Raw genomic sequence first — 18,860 nt, 5'->3', positions numbered from 1 at the left:
GGCTACGGCCGAATGCTGCAGCGTCCACCATGCTGTGCGAGCGTAAATATTGCGTTTAAACCGACGCGGATATGCCTAACTGCCGACCCGGCCCGCATAGGGGGACCGGACACGGCGGGAGGCCGCCGTTCAATCCATGAGGGGATCCGTCGCCTGGATCAGCCAAGCGGCGGTCGCCGGATCCAGTTGCGGCACCAGGGACTCGCGAACCCGCGCGTGATAGGCGTTGAGCCAAGCGATCTCCGTCGAGGTCAGCAAGGCCGGCTCGACCAGCGACAGGTCGATCGGGGCCAGGGTGAGCGTCTCGAAAGACAGCATGGGCCGCTCCGCGCCCTCCAGGTCGGTGCAGGGCTGGACCGCGACAAGGTTCTCGATCCTGATGCCGTAGACACCGGTCCGGTAATAGCCGGGCTCGTTGGACAGGATCATGCCCGGCTCCAGCGCGACCGTGTTGCCGACCTTGGAGATCCTCTGCGGCCCCTCGTGGACGCCAAGATAGCTGCCGACTCCATGGCCGGTACCATGGTCGAAATCGAGTCCCTTCTGCCACAAGGCGTGGCGGGCGAGGCCGTCGAGCTGGGAGCCGGTCGTGCCCTTGGGGAAGCGGGCCGTCGCGATGGCGATGTGCCCCTTCAGCACGAGCGTGAAGCGCTCCCGCATCTCGGGGGTCGGCTCGCCGATCGCGACCGTCCGGGTGATGTCGGTGGTGCCGTCCAGGTACTGCGCGCCGCTGTCGATCAGGTACAGGCTGCCGGGGGCGAGGCGCCGCTCGGTCCTGGGGGATACCCTGTAGTGGACGATGGCGCCGTTGGGCCCGTATCCGGAGATCGTCTCGAAGCTGAGGTCGCGGAACAGGTCTCCCCCGCGCCTCAGGTCGAGCAGCTTGGCCGCGGCCGCGATCTCTCCCACCTCGCCCGTGGGACCGGCCGAGGCGAGCCATGCCAGGAAGCGGGTGACCGCGACGGCGTCGCGCGCGTGGGCCGCGCGGGCGCCCGCCAGCTCGACCTCGTTCTTGCGCGCCTTCGGCAGCATGACGGGATCGGAGTCGCGCTCCACCTTCGCGTTGGCCAGCAGCAGCCGGTCGAAGATCCAGGCGGCGGCGGAGGCCGGATCGACCCTCACCTTCGCGCCGGCCATCCCGCCGAAGCGGTCGAGAGCCGGGCCGAACTCGTCCGGATCGCGAATCGCAACGCGGTTGCCCAGATGCGCCTCCAGACCGGGCACCAGCTTGCGGCGGTCGACGAAGAGATCCGTGGCGCCCTCGTCGTCGATGATCGCGAAGGACAGCGGGAGCGGCGTGTGCGGGACGTCGCCGCCCCGGATGTTGAGAAGCCAGGCTATCGAGTCGGGCTGCGTCAGCACCGCCGCCGCGTGCCCCGCCTGTTTCAGGACCATCGCCACGTCGGCCTGCTTCTCCGCCGCCGGCTTTCCGGCGAAACGCAGGTCGTGGGGCACCACGGGAGCGAGGGGTGCCGGCGGCTGGTCGGGCCAAACCGCATCGACGGGATTGTCCGGGCAGGCCAGCAGGTCTCCGCCGACGCGCCCCACCGCGGCGCGCAGGCGCTCGACCCAGCCGACCGTGTGCAACCAGGGATCATATCCAAGGCGGCCGCCCCGGGGCAGCGCCGCGGCGATCCATTCGGGATGGGGATCCTCGGTCAGGTGTTTGTATTGGAACAGCGCGGGCGAGACCTCCGCCTGGACCTGGAGGGTGTAGCGCCCGTCGACGAAGATGGCGGCCTGGTCGAGCAGCACGACGGCCAGCCCGGCGGAGCCGGTGAACCCGGAGATCCAGGCAAGCCGCTCGGCGCGGGCCGGAACATATTCACCCTGGTGTTCGTCGGACCGGGGAACCACGAACCCCGACAGCCCACGCCTGGCCAACTCGGTCCGCAGCGCCGTGACCCGGGCCGCGTGGTTCGGGACTACAGCCAGACGGGAATGCCGTTCCGCGGCCATCGCGGCCCGCAGCGCTTTCAACTCGGTGACCAGGGGAGCCGGAAGGCGCGCTCCTCCCAGCAATTCGAGCCAGGCGTCCGGGTCCGTCCCCGTCGGTGCCGCGGCGACCCCGGCGACCAGGGACCTGATCTCCGACGTCGACCAGCCAAGCCCGGCCTGCTTGAGCAGCCGTTCAAGGGAACCGTCTCCGCCATACTCGCCCGAAGCCGTAGCACTGCCCTCCACGGGAGAACCTTCCTCTGGTTGCCGAAACTGCCTGTCGTACGGAAGGCTAGAACCCCCTTCCCCGCCGCGCAAGAACGAATACCGTTGAAAAGCGGGACTTCCCGGACGTGCCTCAGCCGCGGAGCACGAGGGTCCGCCACTCGCCGACCGGAATCCGGCCGACCAGCCGCAAGCCCTGGGACCGGTGGGCGGCGAGAACCCAGTTCTCGTGCCGGTCGAGCAGCCCCGACAGCACCGCGTAGCCGCCGGGCCGCAGGGCGCGCCGCAGGTCGGGCGCCATGCGGGCCAGCGGCCGGGCCAGGATGTTGCTGGCGATCAGGTCGTAGGGACGGCCCCGCCGGACCGCGTCCACCTTGTACCCGTTGCCGCCGACCGCCCGGACCAGGGCCGACACCCGGTTGCGTTTGGCGTTCAGCCGGGTGACGCGGACGGATTCAGCGTCGATGTCCGACGCCACGACCGGGACATGCCAGAGCTTGGCGATCGCGAGCGCCAGGATGCCCGACCCGCAGCCCATGTCGAGCGCCCGACCGACCGGAAAATGCCTGGACAACCGGTCCAGCGCCACCAGGCAGCCGTAGGTCGTCGCATGCTCGCCGGAGCCGAAGGCCGTCGCCGCGTCGACCAGCAGCCCGACCGCCGACGGCGGCACCCCGCCTTCATGATGCGAACCGTAGATGAAGCAGCGCCCGGCGCGGATCGGCGGAAAGCTCTTGTACGACCGGGTGAGCCAGTCGAGTTGGGGGACCGGTTCGATCACCATCCCGGGTTCCGGAATCCCCATCGCCTCGGCCAGGACGGCGATCCGGGCCGTCAGCCAGGCCCGGTCAGGCTCCCCGTGGGAAATCGCCTCGACCAGCCAGCTCACCCCCTCTTCGACCTCGAAGGTCGAAACGGAGACCGCGTGGTCACCCACGGCGTCGGCGAAGAAGTCCACCAGGTTTTCGGGCACGGTGAGCGCGATGCGCCAGAGATCGGGAATGGTCATGACACGGAAAACCCGGCGTTGAGGGAAGCCGCGTTTATGGTCGATGGCCGGGGCGGGCGCAAGGCGCCCCGCCGGCTATCCGCTCCTCGCACCCCCGCGCCTACACTACGTTGGGCTTCCACTTGCCCGGAAGCTGGTCGGCGACCTCCACCATGCCCAGGTCGCGCAGGAATGCCTGGCGCTGGCGGACCAGCCGTTCCGAAATGGCGGCCTCCGCGGCGTCGCCGCCCAACAGCTTGCCGTCGGGACCGCGCAGATGCTCGATCACGCTTTCCAGGAGCGCGCCGTCGGCCTCGGGGCATTTTCGGTCGAGCGGATGGTCGCGCTTCAGCTCGGCCATCAGCCGCTCCGTCAGGACGAGGCGGCAGCCCTCGCCGGCACCGCGCGCGATAAGGCCGCCGATTTTTGCAAGATTGGGGTTCAGCCGCTTGGGATCGCTGCGGCCGTGCAGGAAGTCGGCCAGGGCGCAGAGCGATTCGGCAAGGTTGGCGTGGGGGCCGATCAGGTCCTTCACCATGTCTGAAGTAACCAGCGCATCGGCGACGACGCCCTCGAACAGGGCGGTCAACTCCGGGTCGAGATCCTCGGTCATCACGCCCAGCAGCATCTCCATCTTGCCGCCGACAGAACCGTAGCCCATCAGGTGCTGGGCCAGCAGGCACAGCATCGTGAAGGACCAGTTCTCCGGCCCGCACCGGGCATGGATCCGCCGGCGGACATGGTCGAGGTCGGCGACCTCGAACCGGGGCAGGCGGCGCCGCTCGGCGTAGAAGTCGCGGGAACGGTTCATCGCCTGGTGGACCAGGCCCTCGACATGCTTGATCCGGTCCTTAGCCGGGATGTTGAATTCGTTCGCCTGCGCCATCGCGACCTGATGGACCGCGGCATGGATCATGTTGCCCGCCTCGGACAGCTTGCGCAGATAGGTCCAGTTGTGCAGCAGCTCGGACGCGGTGATCTGGTATTTGTCCAGGAACAGGCGGAACAGCCGTCCCATGATCATCCGGCTCTGAAAGCCGTAGATGTCGTCCAACTGCTCGCAGACCACGGGGCGATCGATCCGGCCCTTGACCACCATGGCCTTTTCCTTCACCGGCGGCCGGACCTCGTGGAGGATTTCCCGCTTGGTGGTGAAGCCGGACAGCATGGTCCGGTTGCGTACGACCTTGAACTCCTCGATGCCGGGCTCCGTCAGCAGGTGGCGGCCGATGGAGATGGCGTCCTCCTCCTCGGGAACGATGCAGTGGATGAGCCAGCGTCCTTCCCGGCAGACCAGGGTCTCATAAGTTATCTGGCGATTCTTGATCATCCACCCCGCCCACCAGACATGATCGGCCGCAGGTGCCCGACCGGTGATCCCGATCGGGCTATTGGACAGCGGGTTTATTTGCGGAAGCGTTAACGGAAGCCGGCCGCATGCTCGGCCGCCGAACGCCTCAGCCGGCTTTCTCGGCGGGGACGACGAAGCTGTCCAGCACCTTCTTGACGCCGGCCTGCTCGAAGTCGATCTCCAGCTTGTCGCCGTCGACCGCCTTCACGGTGCCATAGCCGAACTTCTGGTGAAACACCCGCATGCCGCGCTTCAGCGGCTGGTCCGGCCGCTTCCGGGGCGACACCTCGAAGGCGCTGCCCTCGATCACCGGACCCGTGCGGGGACTTGGCGGCTGCCGCTGCGGCCTGGATGCGAAACCACCGCCGAAGTCGCGGTAGCCGCCGCCGAAGCCGCTCCCGAACCCGCCTCCACCGCCGAAGGCGGGTGCCGGCGCCGCGGACAGGCCGGGTGCCGCATCGGTCTCGACGTGCTGCTCGGGCAGTTCGCCGACGAAGCGCGAGGGGATCGCCGTGACCCAGGAGCCGTGCATCCGCCGGTTGGCGGCATGGCTGACATGGGCGCGCCGCCGGGCGCGGGTCAACCCGACATAGGCCAGCCTGCGTTCCTCCTCCAGTCCGGCGATGCCGGTATCGTCCATGGAGCGCTGGCTGGGGAACAGGCCGTCCTCCCATCCGGGCAGGAAGACATAGTCGAACTCCAGCCCCTTGGCGCCGTGCAGGGTCATCACGCTGACCATCTCGGTGCCGCTGGCCTCGGCATTGTCCATGACTAGGCTGACATGCTCCATGAACCCGGCGAGGTTCTCGAACTCGCCCATGGCGGCGACCAGTTCCTTCAGGTTCTCCAGCCGGCCCGGCGCCTCCGGCGTCTTGTCCACCTTCCACATGTCGGTATAGCCCGACTCGTCCAGCACCATCTGGGCCAGGTCGGTATGGGGAATGGTGGCCCCGAGGGTCCGCCAGCGGTCGAAGTCGGTCATCAGGTTGCGCAGCGTCGTCCGCATCTTCGGCTTCAGCTCGTCGGTCTGGACAAGCTGCCATGTCGCCTCGGTCAGCGGCATGCCGCGCGCCCGGGCAAGCTGGTAGAGCTGCTGGATGGTCGCGGGGCCGACGCCGCGCTTGGGCACGTTGATGATCCGCTCGAACGCCAGGTCGTCGTCCGGCTGGACGACGATGCGCAGATAGGCCATCGCGTCGCGGATCTCCTGCCGCTCGTAGAAGCGCGGTCCGCCGATGACGCGGTACGGCATGCCCAGCGTGATGAAGCGCTCCTCGAACTCGCGGGTCTGGAAGCCGGCCCGGACCAGGACCGCGATCTGGCTCAGCGGCACCTTGGCGCGCTGAAGCGCCTCGATCTCCTCGCCGATCCAGCGGGCCTCCTCCTCGCCGTCCCACAGTGCCCGGACCTTGACGCGGTCGCCCTGGTCGGACCGCGTCCACAGCGTCTTGCCCAGACGTCCCTGGTTGTTCGAGATGACGCCGGCCGCCGCGGCCAGGATGTGGCCGGTGGAACGGTAGTTCTGCTCCAGCCGGATCACCTTCGCGCCGGGGAAGTCGTTCTCGAACCTCAGGATGTTGCCGACCTCCGCCCCTCTCCATCCATAGATGGAGTTATGGGTGACGATCCCGTTGGCGACGAAGTTATGCGTGCGGGTGATATCCAGGTCGTAAACGGTGGCCGGCCCCTGGACGGTCCGGATCGACCGGACTGTGGCAAGCGCGCCGTCGCCCCGGAACATCGACATGCCTGGACGCACCGAGCCTGCCGGCAGCATGGGCAGGCTGGCCCGCGTCCGCACCGCCGGGCGCTCGGCGACCAGCACATCCCCGACCTCGGCTTCAGGCACCTGCTCCGCCGCGTCGATACCGCTGCCGAACCGGGCGAATTGGACAAGTGCCACATCGCCGTCGAAGGCATCCCGGATCTGGTCCACGATCGACATGAGAGCCGCGAAATCGGCCATCGCGCTCTCGTACCGCCAGCCCGGGCTCCCTTTCTTCACCGGCCGGACGGAAAGGCCGATGGCCCGGAGGCGATCCGCATCGTCTCCATCGCTGCCGATGACGGAGATCCGGTGCAGGGGGCTGCTCCCGCGCCGCTCTCCGCACAGGGTCACGGTCACGTTGCGGCGGCGTCCGGAGTGGCTCTGCGGACGATAATGGGGAAATGCGCGCGTCAGGCCGTATCGCGCCAGGAGCCGGTCGCCCGCCCCCTCCGTCGGCCGGTCGCGGAACAGCCGGTCGAGGATCGCCTGGTCATGCACCAGCCCCTTGGACGATCCGCCCTCCCGGGCGACGAACGGGAATGTCGGGATGCCGAAATCCAGGGACAGCGTGTATTCAAGGTAGCGGGCTTCGTTCTCGCTCTCGTGGGTCGCGACGATCCAGACGGCGTCCCCGTGCTCCTGCCGGCATCGGAGTTCGTATCCCAGGACCGGATCGACTTGGCCGCGCGTGTAGGTCTGCGACGTTCCCAGGCGGAATCCGTATCCACGCTTGTGCATCAGGTAAGTGAAGTACAACTGGGGGGCCGCACCCAGCCGGTAGCCGGAGAAGTGCCGGTGCTCCGGCGTGCTGACCAGCCGGGCACCGTCATCCAGCTCGATTTCCACCAGGTCGCCCGTCTGCTCGCGCCGGTAGGTCCGGGCCACGAAGGACGGGGCGAAGATGCCGCCTCCCTGCGCGGACAGAACGGCGTCGCCGACCACGACATCCTCGATCCGCTTTTCGGTATGGTCCGCCATGCGGATCAGGGTGCCTTCGGCTAGGCACTGGTCGTCGTCGCCGACGCAGCAGATGTTCTTGTGCTTCTGGGCCAGAAGCCGCAGCCAGAGGTATTGGGCGACGTTGGTGTCCTGGTACTCGTCGACCAGCAGGTAGCGGAAGCGCTGCTGGTATTCCGCCAGCACCTCGGGGTTTGCCTGGAACAGGGTGATGTTGTGCAGCAGCAGGTCGCCGAAATCGCAGGCGTTCAGGCTCTGCAGCCGGTCCTGGTAGGTCCGGTAGAGCTGGACCACGCGGCCGCCCGCCATGTCGCCGCCATCCTGGGGCTTCAGCTTGTCCGGCGTCAGCGCCCGGTCCTTCCACCGCTCGATCACGCTGAGCACGGCGCGCGCCGGCCACTTCTTGTCGTCGATGTTCTCGGCCTTGAGCAGCTGCTTGACCAGCCGGATCTGGTCGTCGCTGTCCAGGATGGTGAAGTTGCTCTTCAGCCCCACCAGCTCGGCATGCCGGCGCAGGATGCGCGCGGCGAGCGCGTGGAAGGTGCCCATCCACCAGCCCTCGGTCGGGGCGCCGATCAGCGCGCCGACCCGCTCGCGCATCTCGCGCGCGGCCTTGTTGGTGAAGGTCACGGCCAGCACCTGGAATGGCGACGCCCGGCGGGTCATCAACAGGTGGGCCAGCCGTGTCGTCAGCACGCGGGTCTTGCCGGTGCCGGCGCCGGCCAGGACCAGCACGGGACCGTCCAGCGTCTCGACCGCCTCGCGCTGAACCTCGTTCAGGCCGTCGAAATAGGGAAAGCGTTGCGCGGCCGGGGCCGTCGCCGGTGAGACCGCCGGAACGGCGTCGTTCAGCGGGTCGTCATAGTGGAATGGATCGGACATGGGCAGGACTATACTCCGCCGGCGGTCCCGAGTTTAAGGACTTGTTGAAGGTTCCTGACATGATCTGGAGCTGCCCCGATGACAATCGTACGCCAAACGCTCAAAAGGGGTGGGTTGCCCTCGACCGGACCCGGCGGCCCATGTTAAAAGATTATGGATTGTTGACCGGAGTCGCCCATGCCGTCCTTGCGCCTCGATGACGACCATACGATTCAAGCCATCGGGATCCTCGCCGACGTTCTGGATCGTTTCAGCGGGATGACTTCCCTGGAATGCACCCTGGTTTCCAAGGCGTTGCGACAGGTCCAGCAGACGCGGTCCCAGATCGGCATGGATTTCGCGTCGCGTGCCTTCGCCACCCTGGAACCCGATGTCCGGCGCCGGATCGCCGACGACGCCACGGACGCGGCCCTGGAAGCCAGCAGCACCATGAAGCTGCCCAAGCTTCGAGCACCCAGGCCCAGCGCGCCCCCGGCGACCGGACTGCTGGGAGCGATCAACAACCGCGGCGCCAAGCCCCGCAAGCCGGCCTGACAGGCACCCCGCCGCCTTTCGGGGAAGCGCCCTGGTGGTTCTGCACAGTGTTTTTTATGACGTTCGGCGGAGAGAAGTGCCGTAGGTCGGCCTTCGCCCGTCAGGGCGAACGCCGACACCCTGCATCGACGCTCCGGCCACGCTGTCGGCGTCGGCCTTCGGCCGAGGCCGAGCTACCAGCCGCCTAGCCCCGCGCCTACTTTGCCACGACCCGGTTCCGTCCGGATTGCTTGGCGTCGTACAGAGCGGTATCGGCCCGCTTGATCAGGTCCGCCGGCGACTCGTCGCGGGCCAGCTGGGCAATGCCGACCGACAGGGTGATGGTGCCCAGCGTCACGTTCTTCGACCGGTTGACCAGCTTCTTGGAGGCGACGGATTTCCGGATCTGCTCACCGATCCTGACCGCATCGGCCATCCGGCTGTCGGGCAGGATCACGGCGAATTCCTCGCCGCCGTAACGGACCGCAGTGTCGGTCGCCCGGATCGACTCCTTGACCGTCCGCGCGACCAGCGCCAGCACATGGTCCCCGATCGTGTGGCCGTGTGCGTCGTTGAACCGCTTGAAATGGTCGATGTCGGTCATCAGCAGGCTCAGCGGACGACCGGCCTGGGCCGCCCGGGCGACGGCCTCGCCCAGGGATGCGTCGAACAGGCGCCGGTTGAACAGCCCGGTCAGGGAGTCGGTGATCGCTTCCTGGCGGACGACGTCCAGGTTGCGGCGCAACTCGTCCATCTGGCTGCTGGAGGACTGCAATTGGCTGTGCAGCTTGCGGTTATGCTCGGCCATCAGCTGCGTTTCCGCGGCGATCGCATCGACCAATGCGCTGAGCTGCTCCAGCTCCCGCACTTCCACGCGCTCGCCGAAATTCTGGAGCGCCTTGCCGTAACGGTCACTGTCGGCGCCGGACGCGCGCAGCAGATCCAGCAGATGACCCAGCGCCCCCTGGATCCGGGCGCTCGCTTCGCGGACGGCCTGCTTCTCGTGGTCGAAACTGAAGAACCTGCCGTGGAGTTCCGCCATGCGCTCGACCGTGAGGATCTGCCCGTCCTCCGCCAGCTTGTCCAGGGCGCGGGTCAGGTCCGGCAGATCGCCGCTGAAATAGCTGTACCAGATGGCGAAATGCTGAGGCGTGGGCGGCAGCGATTCGGCAGCCATCCGTGCCATCGCTTGGTCAGCCCAGTTGGTCGCCTGCTCCATGATGCCGCCATCTCCGCCAGAACCTGAACTTAGGTCGTAGGCTATGACCTAAGGGCTAGGAACTTGCAAGCGTCGATACCATTGCCGGGAGCATGCGACCTCAGTTGCCGGGAGCATGCGACCTCAGTTGCACTGTCCGATGGACGGTTCGACGCAGATCCTGCCGTCCACCCAGGTCGCCCCGGTCAGGTCGGCGTTGCGGAATTCCGTCCCCTGCAGCCGGGCGCCCGTCAAGTTGACGTTGCGCAGGTTGGCATCGATGAAGCGGGCGTTGCGCAGGTCGGCGTTCACCAGGGAGGCCCCGGTCAGGATGGCCCGCGTGAGATCGGCCTCGATCAGCCGTGCCTCGTCCAAGGTGGCTCCGGCCAGGTTGGCGCTGAAGAACTTGGCGCGATAGGCATCCACGCCGGTCAGGTTGGCATCGCCCAGCTTCGTCCTCGTGAAGCCTGCATCGCGCAGCATGGCACCCTGCAAGTTGACCTTGCGGAGATCCCGGCCGTCCAGATAGCACCGCCGCCAATTGACTTCCGGCGCCGCCGGGTCGGTGCAGTCGGCAAAGGCGCTGGAGGTGGAGATAGCGAGGAGGGCTGCCGCGAGCACGGCGGAGATGGTACGCTTCATGATGCCCTAGATAGGTCACACAAGCGCGGAAGCCAAACTAATCTCGGATTAAGGCGATCGTACGGGCGATTTCACTCGGATGGGCGGCCCGGCTTCCGCGTCCCGAGGCCGATCACGCGGCCGACTTGCGGCGGCACCGGCTGGCCGGACTGGGCGGTCCGGACCTCGTCCAGCAGGCGGCGCGCCGCATCCGGCAGGGGGCATGAACGCCGGGCCGCCAGATCGACATGCATCAGCACCAGTTCGTTGGTGGCCGCCAGCCATCCCTCCGTCCCGTGATGCATGGCATGCATCAGGTGGACCCGCTTCCCGTCGACGCCGAGGATGCGGGTGGCGAAGGCCAGCGGGTCGCCCTGCCTCACCTCCCGTTCATAGGTCACGTGCATCTCCAGCACGAAGACCGACCGGTTTTCCGCCTTCACATAGGCGGCCCCCAGTCCCGCATGGTCGAGCAGGCGGTCGGTCGCGTGGTCGAACGCCAGCACGTAGTAGGCGACGTTCATGTGGCCGTTGTAGTCGATCCATTCCGGCCGGACGGTTTCCGAATGGAGGCGAAGCAGGGAATCGGTCATGGCGGTCGCCCGATGATGTTCAGGGAACAGGACGATAGCTCCGGCCGGCCGGAAATGCGCCTTCTCGTTTGTCCAGATCATCGGGCGTTCGGATCATCGGGTCTCCAGACCATCGCTACCCCTGTCCGGCCGGCGGCGCGTAGCCCCAGCGGTCGATCAGGGCGCCCCAGTGCCGGCCGACCCGGTCCAGCTCGTCGGGCGGGTACCGGTGGCGATTCTTGGCGTAACCTCGGATACCGTCGAGATAGACCTGGAAATGCCGCTCCGCCTCGGGCCAGCCCGGCAGTCCGAGCGTGCCGTAGACCCGCTTCAATTCCGCGATCGGCTGTCGCTCGAAATCCTCGAAGCGGATCTCGGCATACTGGGACTCGGGCAGTTGCGCCGCATCCGTCAGCAGCCTGTCCATCAGCCGCGGATAGAGGTCCAGCACGATCCGGTCAAGGTCGACCCGGGTCGGGTCCTGCAGCGCGAAACTGTTCAGCAGGGTCGCGAAAGTCCGGCGCGTCGAGGGATAGACCACGAACGGGTTGCGGTGGATATGGATGAACTTGGCATCCGGCCACATCGCGCGCAGCAGGGGAATGCGGGCGGAATGGACCGGGTTCTTCAGCAGCAACGGGCGGCCCGGCCGGATCAGGGCCACCTTGCTGAGGAAATACCCGAAGGCGGCACGCCACTCCGCGATCTCCTCCTCCGTGCAGCCGTCGAAGAAGATGCCGCGGTTGAAATGCTCCTCGAACCGGCTCGGAAAGAACAGTCCGTGATAATAGGAAACGCTGGTCATCAGGGCCAGCGGCAATTCGTCTTCCTGCGGCGAGTCGGGCGTGACGGGAATGTTGTCGATCAGCCGGTCGCTCGGCAGGTGCTCTTCCAGGATCGTCCGGATCGGACCGGTGATGCCCAGGAAATCCCACGGCAGCGCCGCGGCGAAGGGCGGTACCCAGCCCCACTGGGGCGATCGGCTGAGGACGTTGTAGAGGTGGGTCGTGCCGCTGCGCCAGTGCCCGACGATGAAGACCGGCGGCGCCATGGGCGGGGCCTCCGTCAGGCGGCGGCGCACCCTCCTCTTCTCCAGCGCCACGAACGGCCGACGATACGCGGCACCAAGCCGCGTCGCCCAGACTGCGGCCCGGCGATCGGGCGATATCGGCCCGTTCGCCGACAGCGCCCAGCGGAGCGTGGCGCGGTCGGCGCCGACCAGGGGATGAAACCAGCGGGGTGGAGCAGTTCCGGCCATTGGGGTCCTTGACGACGAGTCCTTGCCTGATCCGGGCGCTCGGCCCGGATCAGGAAGAACCGCCGGAACCGCCCCGGCGTTGCGTTCGGGGCGAGCGGTCCGCGCTCAGGCTTCCGCGAGCGTCGGATAGTCGATGTAACCGCGCGCGTCGCCGCCGTAGAAGGTCGGGCGGTCGTAGCGGTTGAGCGGAGCACCGCGCCGCAGCCGCTCGACCAGGTCCGGGTTGGCGACGAACAGGCGGCCGAACGCCACCAGGTCGGCCTTGCCCTCCGCGACGGCCTGGGGCGCCGTCTCCCGCGTGAAGCCGCCGGCCGCGATGATCGTGCCGCCGAAGCTTTTCTTGAAGCGGGACGAGGCGTCCGGCGCGTCGGGATCGAGCGCGTTGGTGTCGCTGTTCTGGTCGGCCCGCGGCTCCACCAGGTGCAGGTAGGCCAGGCTGCGGCTGCCCAGTTCGGCGGTGACGTGATCGAACAGCGCGCCCGGGTTCTCGTCGCTCATGTCGTTGAAGCGGCCCCAGGGAGACAGCCGCACGCCGATCCGGTCGGAACTCCAGGCGGCACTCACGGCGTCGACGATCTCCAGCAGCAGGCGGGCGCGGTTCTCGATGGAGCCCCCGTAGCGGTCCTCGCGGCGGTTGGTACCGGTCTGGAGGAACTGGTCGATCAGGTAGCCGTTGGCCGAATGGATCTCGATGCCGTCGAAACCGGCCTCCCGGGCATTGATCGCGGCGCGGCGGAAGTCATCGACGATGCCGGGAAGTTCGTCCTCCCGAAGCGGCCTGGGCGTCTCGAAGGCGACCGGCTCGAAGGTCCTGGTCATGTGCGTCCCGCCGGCGGCGACCGCCGACGGAGCCACCGGCAGGGCGCCGCCCGGCTGCATGGACGAGTGCGAGATCCGGCCGGTGTGCCAGACCTGGAGGAAGATCACGCCGCCCTCGGCGTGAACGGCGTCGGTCACCAGCCGCCAGCCCCGCACCTGCTCGGCCGAATGGATGCCGGGAGCGCCGGGATAGCCCCGGGCCTGTTCCGACACGTCGGTCGCCTCGGCGATGATCAGGCCGCCCTTGGTGGCGCGCTGCGCGTAATACTGGGCGTTCATCGGCTGCGGCACGTCGCCCGGTTGAAGCGACCGCATGCGGGTCAGCGGCGGCATGACGATGCGGTGGGACAGGGTGAAGGGACCCACGCGGACCGGCGTGAAGAGGGATTCGACTGACATGCTTTGATTCCCCAAGGCGATGAATTCACTCCCTGACATGGCACTGTGGCGGATTCCGCTGTACCACCCTATTCTGACAAGCCGGCTTATCGGAATCCGACATAATCAATGGAAACGGACGAACTCTCGATCCTGGTCCAGGCGGTCGCGGCGGGCAGCCTGTCCGGCGCCGCGCGCCGATTGGGCGTCACCCCGACCGTGGCCAGCCGGCGCCTCGCAGCGCTGGAGGAACGTCTCGGCGTCCGCCTGATGCACAGGACTACGCGGTCGGTTTCCCTCACCGCCGAGGGAGAGACCTTCCTGCCCCATGCCCAGGCCATGCTGGAGATAGCGGAGGCGGCGCGGGCCAGCCTCGCTCCGGCGGAGCAGGGCGTCAGCGGCCTGCTTCGGGTGACGGCGCCGGCCTCGTTCGGCCGGAAGGTGGTGGCGCCGATCGTGCCCGGCCTGCTCGACGCCAACCCGGACCTGCGCATCGACCTGGAACTGACCGACAGCGTGGTGGATATCGTCGCCGCCGGGATCGACGTCGCCGTCCGCATAGGGCGCCTGCGGGAATCCACGCTGATCGCCCGCCGGCTGGCGCCGAACACGCGCCTGCTGTGCGCGGCACCGTCATACCTGGAGCGCCGCGGCACCCCCCGCACCGTGGAATCGCTGGCCGAGCACGAGTGCCTGGTGCTGAGCGGCACCGGTTCCTGGCCGTTCGATGCCGGAGGGAAGGCGCGGGAAATACGCGTTTCGGGGCGCTTCGCCAGCAACAGCGTGGAGGCGGTCCGCGAAGCCTGCATCGGCGGCCTGGGCATCGCCCTGCTGTCCCGATGGGACGTCGTGACGGAATTGGCCTCCGGCACCCTGGTGCGGATCGATTTCGAGGCGTTGAACCCGACGGAAATCTCCATCTGGGCCGTCTACCCGAGCGCCCGGCTGGTGCCGCCCAAGGTGCGCGCCTTCATTTCCGCGCTGGAGGCGGTTCTGGGAAAACCGGGACTATGACAGGAGTGTCCGCGGTCGCGCCGCTTGATCGACGAGGCTCCACCGCCCGCGGCCAGGGCAGTGTCTACGGACGGTGGAGCCAAGTCCAATCCGGGGTCTCCTCCGATGGAGAAGCCGGGTCATGGTCCCGGCTGATCTGAGATCGCTCCCGCTTGCTGCCGACGGGCAACTGAGGACCATCATGCCCGAACTTCGGTGGTTCGGGTATGAACGCAATCACATAACTTCGCACTCTATGGCTGTATTGTCCGGGAGTGCCGCCGAAGAGACTTCGGGCTTTCGCGGTGAGTCCAACGAAGTGAGTCGGTTTATCTAAAATGCCATTTGCCAGCTTCCGGAAGTCGTCCGATGACCGGTCGGAAGTCTCATCCATCAGGTGTCACATAATGGGGACACCTGACGTTTTCGGAAGTGGAAGTACCGCTGAAAACAGTTTGTTAACCACGCCAGCCTAGCCTTTGATAAAGCCGATCCGGCGATCGTTTCGGACCGGTGCCAATATTGTTTCGGGAAGGCATGTCTTGATGCGTCGCTTCGGTTGGGAGCGCTGGCTGATCTGTGGGGTGCTGGTCGCGGCGGCCGCGGGCACCGGCTGGGTCGGCTACCAGGAGATGCGGACCTCCTGGCTTCAGGCGGGGGTTCTGACCAAGTACGGCGAGAAGCTGACTTATCAGGTCGAGCCGGGCGCCAGCACCCTGGTCAAGTATCCGACCCAGGGTCCCTACAACGAGCGGCTCGGCTATACCGAGATTCCGAAGGCGATCGACGCGCTCACCGGCAACGGCTTCCGGATCGAGCAGCAGGCCCGGACCTCGCCCGAACTGGCCGACTTCGTCGAGTACGGCGGCTTCGCCGTGTTCCGCGAAAAGACCCGCGCCGGCCTGACCCTGAAGGACCGCAACGGGTCGATCCTCTACACGGCCCGCTATCCCGAGCGGGTCTACGACGACTTCGACTCCGTGCCGCCCCTGGTGGTCGGCACCCTGCTCTTCATCGAGAACCGGGAGTTGCTCGACCCGACCTACCCGAAGCGGAACCCCGCGGTCGAGTGGGACCGCTTCGCCCTCGCCATCCTGGGGCTGCCGGCCCAGTGGCTCAATCCCGGCATGCGCATCCCCGGCGGCAGCACGCTGGCGACCCAGATCGAGAAGTACCGCCACTCGCCCGACGGCCAGACCTCGGGGGCGACCGAGAAGCTGCGCCAGATGGTCTCGGCCAGCGTGCGGGCCTATCTGGACGGCCAGGACACCACCTTCGCCCGCCGGCGCATCGTCGTCGACTACCTGAACTCCACGCCGCTGACCGCCCGCCTCGGCTTCGGCGAGGTCAACGGGCTGGGCGACGGCCTGTGGGCCTGGTACGGCACCGACTTCAAGGACGCCAACGCGATCCTGAAGCAGGCTCCCCGAAACAGCCTGGAACGGCTCCGGCAGGCGGAGGTCTACAAGCAGGTGCTGAGCCTGTTGCTGGCCCAGCGCCGGCCGACCCATTACCTGATCGCGGACCGCAACTCGCTGAACGAGCTGGCCGACAGCCACCTGCGGCTGCTGGCGTCCCAAGGCACGATCTCGGCGGACCTTCGCGACGCGGCGCTCGGCATCAAGCTACGGTTCCGGAACGAAGCGCCGCTTCCGCCGCCCGTTTCGTTCGTGGAACAGAAGGCGGCGAACGCGATCCGGACCCGGCTGCTCGGCATGCTGAACGTCCCCAGCCTGTACCAGCTCGACCGCTACGACCTGACGGCGGAAACCAGCCTGGACGGGCCGACCCAGCAGCGCATGGTGGAGGTGCTGTCCCGGCTGAACGAGCCCGGCTTCATCGAAACGCTCGGAATGGCGGGCTTCCGCCTGCTGGACGCCGGCAAGAACGACCTGCACAAGGTGATCTACAGCGTCATGCTGTACGAGCGCGGACCCAATGCCAACTATGTCCGCATCCAGGCCGACAACCTGGACCGGCCGCTCGACATCAACGAGGGCGCCAAGCTCGACCTGGGCTCGACCGCCAAGCTGCGGACGCTGATCACCTACCTGGAGATCATTTCGGAGCTGCATGGCCGCTACGGCCACCTGCCCCGCCAGCAGCTCCGCTCGGTGTCGCTGGACGCGACCGACAACCTGACGCGCTGGGTCTCCACATACCTGTCGGATGCCGCCGACCGCAGCCTCGGCACGTTGCTGGCCGCCGCCATGGAGCGGCGCTATTCGGCCAATCCCGGCGAGCGGTTCTTCACCGGCGGCGGCGTCCACAGCTTCGTCAATTTCGACGACAAGGACAACAGCTCGATCCCGACCGTGACCGAGTCTCTGCGCAGCTCGATCAACCTGCCCTTCATCCGCATGATGCGCGACATCGTGCAGTACTATGTCGCCGAGGGCGCCGAGGATGCCGGCGGCACGCTCCTGACCGATCCGACCAACCCGGCGCGCCAAGCCTACCTGGAGCAGTTCGCCGACAAGGAAGGCAGCCATTTCCTCAACCGGTTCTATACGGACTATCGCGGCAAGACGCCGGACGAGGCGCTGGCGCTCCTGGCGACCCGGGTGCGTCCCGTTCCCCACCGCCTCGCGACCGCCTTCCTGTCGGTACGCCCCAAGGCCAGCCTCGCCGAGTTCACCCGCTTCATGCGTGACCGCCTGCCCAAGAGCGAGCTGACCGACCAGGTGGTGGAACGGCTGTTCGACAAATATGCCAAGGACAAGTGGATCCTGGCCGACCGGGGCTATATCACCGGTGTCCACCCGCTCCAGCTCTGGCTGGTGGAGCATCTGCAGCAGCACCCCGAGGCGAAGCGCAGCGAAGTGCTCCAGGCCAGCGCCGACGAGCGGCAGGAGACCTATGCCTGGCTGTTCAAGACCAGCCGCAAGCACGCCCAGGACACCCGCATCCGCATCCTGCTCGAAGCCGAGGCGTTCCAGCGCATCCACAAGTCCTGGAAGCGGCTGGGCTATCCGTTCGACAGCCTGACGCCCTCCTACGCGACCGCGATCGGCAGCTCGGCCGACCGTCCCGGCGCGCTGGCCGACCTGATGGGAATCATCGTGTCCGACGGCATCCGGGTGCCGACGCTGCGGGTCGAACGCCTTCATTTCGCGACCGGAACGCCTTATGAGGCAGTCCTCGGCTTCGACCAGAAACCCGGCGAGCGGGTGCTGGCACCGGAGATCACGGCGACCGTCCGCCGCGCCCTGCAGGACGTGGTGGAGAACGGCACGGCGCGCCGCGTGCGCGGCGCCTTCACCGCCCCGGACGGCCAGGTGCTCCCCATCGGCGGCAAGACCGGAACCGGCGACCACCGCTACGCCGACCGGGTCATGGCCCGAACCGCGACCTTCGTGTTCTTCATCGGCGACCGTTTCTTCGGCACCATCACCGCCCACGTCGCCGGACCGGAAGCCGCCCGCTACAAGTTCACCAGCGCCCTGCCCTCGCAGCTGCTGAAGTCCCTGGCATCCGTGATCCAGCCCTTGATGGAGCGGCCGACGACGACGCAGACGGTCGATCGGGGGCAGTGACCGGGCGGCGGCTATCGAGACCCGAAAGTCCGGACCTAGGTAAACCTTGGGTGGACGCCGACTCTAAGCTCCCGCCATGTCGAGAAACTCGCGGGGGGATACGACAAGCGCCCGGCCATAGGATGGGGCCGTGAAATGCGCGGTATTGCCCGTCACGATGGCGTCGGCACGCGACGTTATCGCCACGATCACGTATACCGCGTCGTCCTCGTCGGCGATGTCCGGGGTCGGGACCGAACGATCGAAAGGTACGACGGAGGCCCGCGCCGCGACTTTCTCGATCAGCGCATGCATGCGGCTTTGGACGGGGGGGGAGGGAACTTCGGTCGGTCGGCGACCTCCCGATACTCATCGAGTATCTCCTCGCTCAGGAAAATCTCGTGGTTTCCGATCGCCTCGGCAATCGCCAATCGGCACACGCCATCCGTCAACGCGGCGGACACGAGGACGTTGCAGTCGATGACGATGCGCATGGGTGGGAGTTATTTACCCGCCTGTCGGCGGGCCGCTCGACGTTCCGCGACTGCTTCGTCCGCTATCTCCGCCGCCCGCTCCTCTGTCAAGTCCCGGAATTCCGGAGGAAGCGGGTGCTTGTCGAGAATCGCGGAAAGGCGCCTGTTCTCAACTTCCCGCACCTCGTTCGTGTCGGCGTACGCCACTGACACCCGGACGCGCCTGCCGGGCCGGAAACCCGCCCGGATAACGGCATCCCGGATGTTCTCGACACTGGTGTCGATCGTCACTGGAGTGGTGTCGGGCAGGTTCATGGCGCGGTCATCATGCAAGTGGACCCATCCTTACTATAGTCGCGCAGGTGAAAATCTCCAAGTCGGTGCCTTCCCGCTTTTCCCGTTCCTTATACA

The 18,860-nt window shown here is 67.3% G+C and carries 15 protein-coding genes; 3 read left to right on the top strand and 12 right to left on the bottom strand.

Annotation, left to right across the window (positions count from 1 at the left end; translation table 11 throughout):
• Positions 1-129: 129 nt before the first annotated feature.
• From JL100_RS08245 to JL100_RS08230, 4 genes are all read right to left on the bottom strand, one after another.
• Positions 130-1,959 (bottom strand): aminopeptidase P family protein, encoded by a 1,830-nt coding sequence (locus JL100_RS08245; RefSeq protein WP_228421324.1) that lies wholly within the window; start codon positions 1,957-1,959, stop codon positions 130-132.
• A 337-nt stretch (positions 1,960-2,296) separates the two neighbouring features.
• Positions 2,297-3,172, bottom strand: coding sequence for a 50S ribosomal protein L11 methyltransferase (locus JL100_RS08240; RefSeq protein ID WP_202682524.1), 876 nt, complete (start codon positions 3,170-3,172; stop codon positions 2,297-2,299).
• A gap of 100 nt (positions 3,173-3,272) precedes the next feature.
• A complete protein-coding gene (locus tag JL100_RS08235) occupies positions 3,273-4,481 on the bottom strand; it encodes a hypothetical protein (protein ID WP_202682525.1) in 1,209 nt (402 codons plus the stop codon).
• A gap of 127 nt (positions 4,482-4,608) precedes the next feature.
• The gene (locus JL100_RS08230) at positions 4,609-8,109 is read right to left on the bottom strand and encodes a UvrD-helicase domain-containing protein (protein ID WP_228421137.1); all 3,501 of its coding nucleotides are present in this window, start codon (positions 8,107-8,109) and stop codon (positions 4,609-4,611) included.
• Positions 8,110-8,286: 177 nt separating this feature from the next.
• Between JL100_RS08230 and JL100_RS08225 the strand changes: the two genes are divergently transcribed.
• Complete coding sequence (locus JL100_RS08225; protein ID WP_158044652.1) at positions 8,287-8,643, top strand: hypothetical protein; 357 nt, start codon at positions 8,287-8,289, stop codon at positions 8,641-8,643.
• 196 nt (positions 8,644-8,839) lie between these two features.
• Here JL100_RS08225 and JL100_RS08220 read toward each other — a convergent pair whose 3' ends face one another.
• The 5 genes from JL100_RS08220 to JL100_RS08200 all read right to left on the bottom strand — a co-directional run bounded on the left by JL100_RS08220 (position 8,840) and on the right by JL100_RS08200 (position 13,489).
• The gene (locus JL100_RS08220; protein WP_228421136.1) at positions 8,840-9,799 is read right to left on the bottom strand and encodes a diguanylate cyclase; all 960 of its coding nucleotides are present in this window, start codon (positions 9,797-9,799) and stop codon (positions 8,840-8,842) included.
• Between the two features lie 165 nt (positions 9,800-9,964).
• The gene (locus JL100_RS08215) at positions 9,965-10,462 is read right to left on the bottom strand and encodes a pentapeptide repeat-containing protein (protein WP_202682527.1); all 498 of its coding nucleotides are present in this window, start codon (positions 10,460-10,462) and stop codon (positions 9,965-9,967) included.
• Positions 10,463-10,533: 71 nt separating this feature from the next.
• Complete coding sequence (locus JL100_RS08210; RefSeq protein WP_202682528.1) at positions 10,534-11,034, bottom strand: thioesterase family protein; 501 nt, start codon at positions 11,032-11,034, stop codon at positions 10,534-10,536.
• Between the two features lie 115 nt (positions 11,035-11,149).
• Positions 11,150-12,271, bottom strand: coding sequence for a sulfotransferase family protein (locus tag JL100_RS08205; protein WP_202682529.1), 1,122 nt, complete (start codon positions 12,269-12,271; stop codon positions 11,150-11,152).
• A gap of 105 nt (positions 12,272-12,376) precedes the next feature.
• Entirely contained in the window at positions 12,377-13,489 is a 1,113-nt protein-coding gene (locus tag JL100_RS08200) for an alkene reductase (RefSeq protein ID WP_202682530.1), read from the bottom strand.
• A gap of 108 nt (positions 13,490-13,597) precedes the next feature.
• Here JL100_RS08200 and JL100_RS08195 point away from each other — a divergent pair, with 108 nt between their 5' ends.
• Positions 13,598-14,482: a LysR family transcriptional regulator gene (locus JL100_RS08195; protein WP_202682531.1), complete on the top strand. Its 885-nt coding sequence runs from the start codon at positions 13,598-13,600 to the stop codon at positions 14,480-14,482.
• A gap of 524 nt (positions 14,483-15,006) precedes the next feature.
• Positions 15,007-17,997 carry a transglycosylase domain-containing protein gene (locus JL100_RS08190; protein WP_202682532.1) on the top strand — a complete coding sequence of 997 codons (2,991 nt, stop codon included), beginning with the start codon at positions 15,007-15,009 and terminating at the stop codon, positions 17,995-17,997.
• A 63-nt stretch (positions 17,998-18,060) separates the two neighbouring features.
• Here JL100_RS08190 and JL100_RS36490 read toward each other — a convergent pair whose 3' ends face one another.
• From JL100_RS36490 to JL100_RS08180, 3 genes are read right to left on the bottom strand one after another with little or no spacing between them, the layout of a single operon-like run.
• Positions 18,061-18,291, bottom strand: a complete 231-nt coding sequence (locus JL100_RS36490) for a PIN domain-containing protein (protein ID WP_202682533.1) — start codon at positions 18,289-18,291, stop codon at positions 18,061-18,063.
• Positions 18,279-18,470: a PIN domain-containing protein gene (locus JL100_RS36485; RefSeq protein WP_202682534.1), complete on the bottom strand. Its 192-nt coding sequence runs from the start codon at positions 18,468-18,470 to the stop codon at positions 18,279-18,281. The genes JL100_RS36490 and JL100_RS36485 overlap by 13 nt, the downstream gene beginning before the upstream one ends.
• Positions 18,471-18,479: 9 nt before the next feature.
• Complete coding sequence (locus JL100_RS08180) at positions 18,480-18,764, bottom strand: hypothetical protein (protein WP_202682535.1); 285 nt, start codon at positions 18,762-18,764, stop codon at positions 18,480-18,482.
• Positions 18,765-18,860 lie beyond the last annotated feature (96 nt).

The sequence above is a fragment of the Skermanella mucosa genome (assembly GCF_016765655.2).
In the GTDB taxonomy this organism is placed as follows: domain Bacteria; phylum Pseudomonadota; class Alphaproteobacteria; order Azospirillales; family Azospirillaceae; genus Skermanella; species Skermanella mucosa.
The sequence above is the reverse complement of the archived record's forward strand: the minus strand, read 5'-3'. Positions and strand labels throughout refer to the sequence as shown.

Bases quoted from the DNA above. Each gene is read 5' to 3' on its own strand.
- JL100_RS08245 (WP_228421324.1), bottom strand. From the start codon at position 1,959: ATGGCCGCGGAACGGCATTCCCGTCTGGCTGTAGTCCCGAACCACGCG.
- JL100_RS08240 (WP_202682524.1), bottom strand. From the start codon at position 3,172: ATGACCATTCCCGATCTCTGGCGCATCGCGCTCACCGTGCCCGAAAAC.
- JL100_RS08235 (WP_202682525.1), bottom strand. From the start codon at position 4,481: ATGATCAAGAATCGCCAGATAACTTATGAGACCCTGGTCTGCCGGGAA.
- JL100_RS08230 (WP_228421137.1), bottom strand. From the start codon at position 8,109: ATGTCCGATCCATTCCACTATGACGACCCGCTGAACGACGCCGTTCCG.
- JL100_RS08225 (WP_158044652.1), top strand. From the start codon at position 8,287: ATGCCGTCCTTGCGCCTCGATGACGACCATACGATTCAAGCCATCGGG.
- JL100_RS08220 (WP_228421136.1), bottom strand. From the start codon at position 9,799: ATGGCTGCCGAATCGCTGCCGCCCACGCCTCAGCATTTCGCCATCTGG.
- JL100_RS08215 (WP_202682527.1), bottom strand. From the start codon at position 10,462: ATGAAGCGTACCATCTCCGCCGTGCTCGCGGCAGCCCTCCTCGCTATC.
- JL100_RS08210 (WP_202682528.1), bottom strand. From the start codon at position 11,034: ATGACCGATTCCCTGCTTCGCCTCCATTCGGAAACCGTCCGGCCGGAA.
- JL100_RS08205 (WP_202682529.1), bottom strand. From the start codon at position 12,271: ATGGCCGGAACTGCTCCACCCCGCTGGTTTCATCCCCTGGTCGGCGCC.
- JL100_RS08200 (WP_202682530.1), bottom strand. From the start codon at position 13,489: ATGTCAGTCGAATCCCTCTTCACGCCGGTCCGCGTGGGTCCCTTCACC.
- JL100_RS08195 (WP_202682531.1), top strand. From the start codon at position 13,598: ATGGAAACGGACGAACTCTCGATCCTGGTCCAGGCGGTCGCGGCGGGC.
- JL100_RS08190 (WP_202682532.1), top strand. From the start codon at position 15,007: ATGCGTCGCTTCGGTTGGGAGCGCTGGCTGATCTGTGGGGTGCTGGTC.
- JL100_RS36490 (WP_202682533.1), bottom strand. From the start codon at position 18,291: ATGCATGCGCTGATCGAGAAAGTCGCGGCGCGGGCCTCCGTCGTACCT.
- JL100_RS36485 (WP_202682534.1), bottom strand. From the start codon at position 18,470: ATGCGCATCGTCATCGACTGCAACGTCCTCGTGTCCGCCGCGTTGACG.
- JL100_RS08180 (WP_202682535.1), bottom strand. From the start codon at position 18,764: ATGAACCTGCCCGACACCACTCCAGTGACGATCGACACCAGTGTCGAG.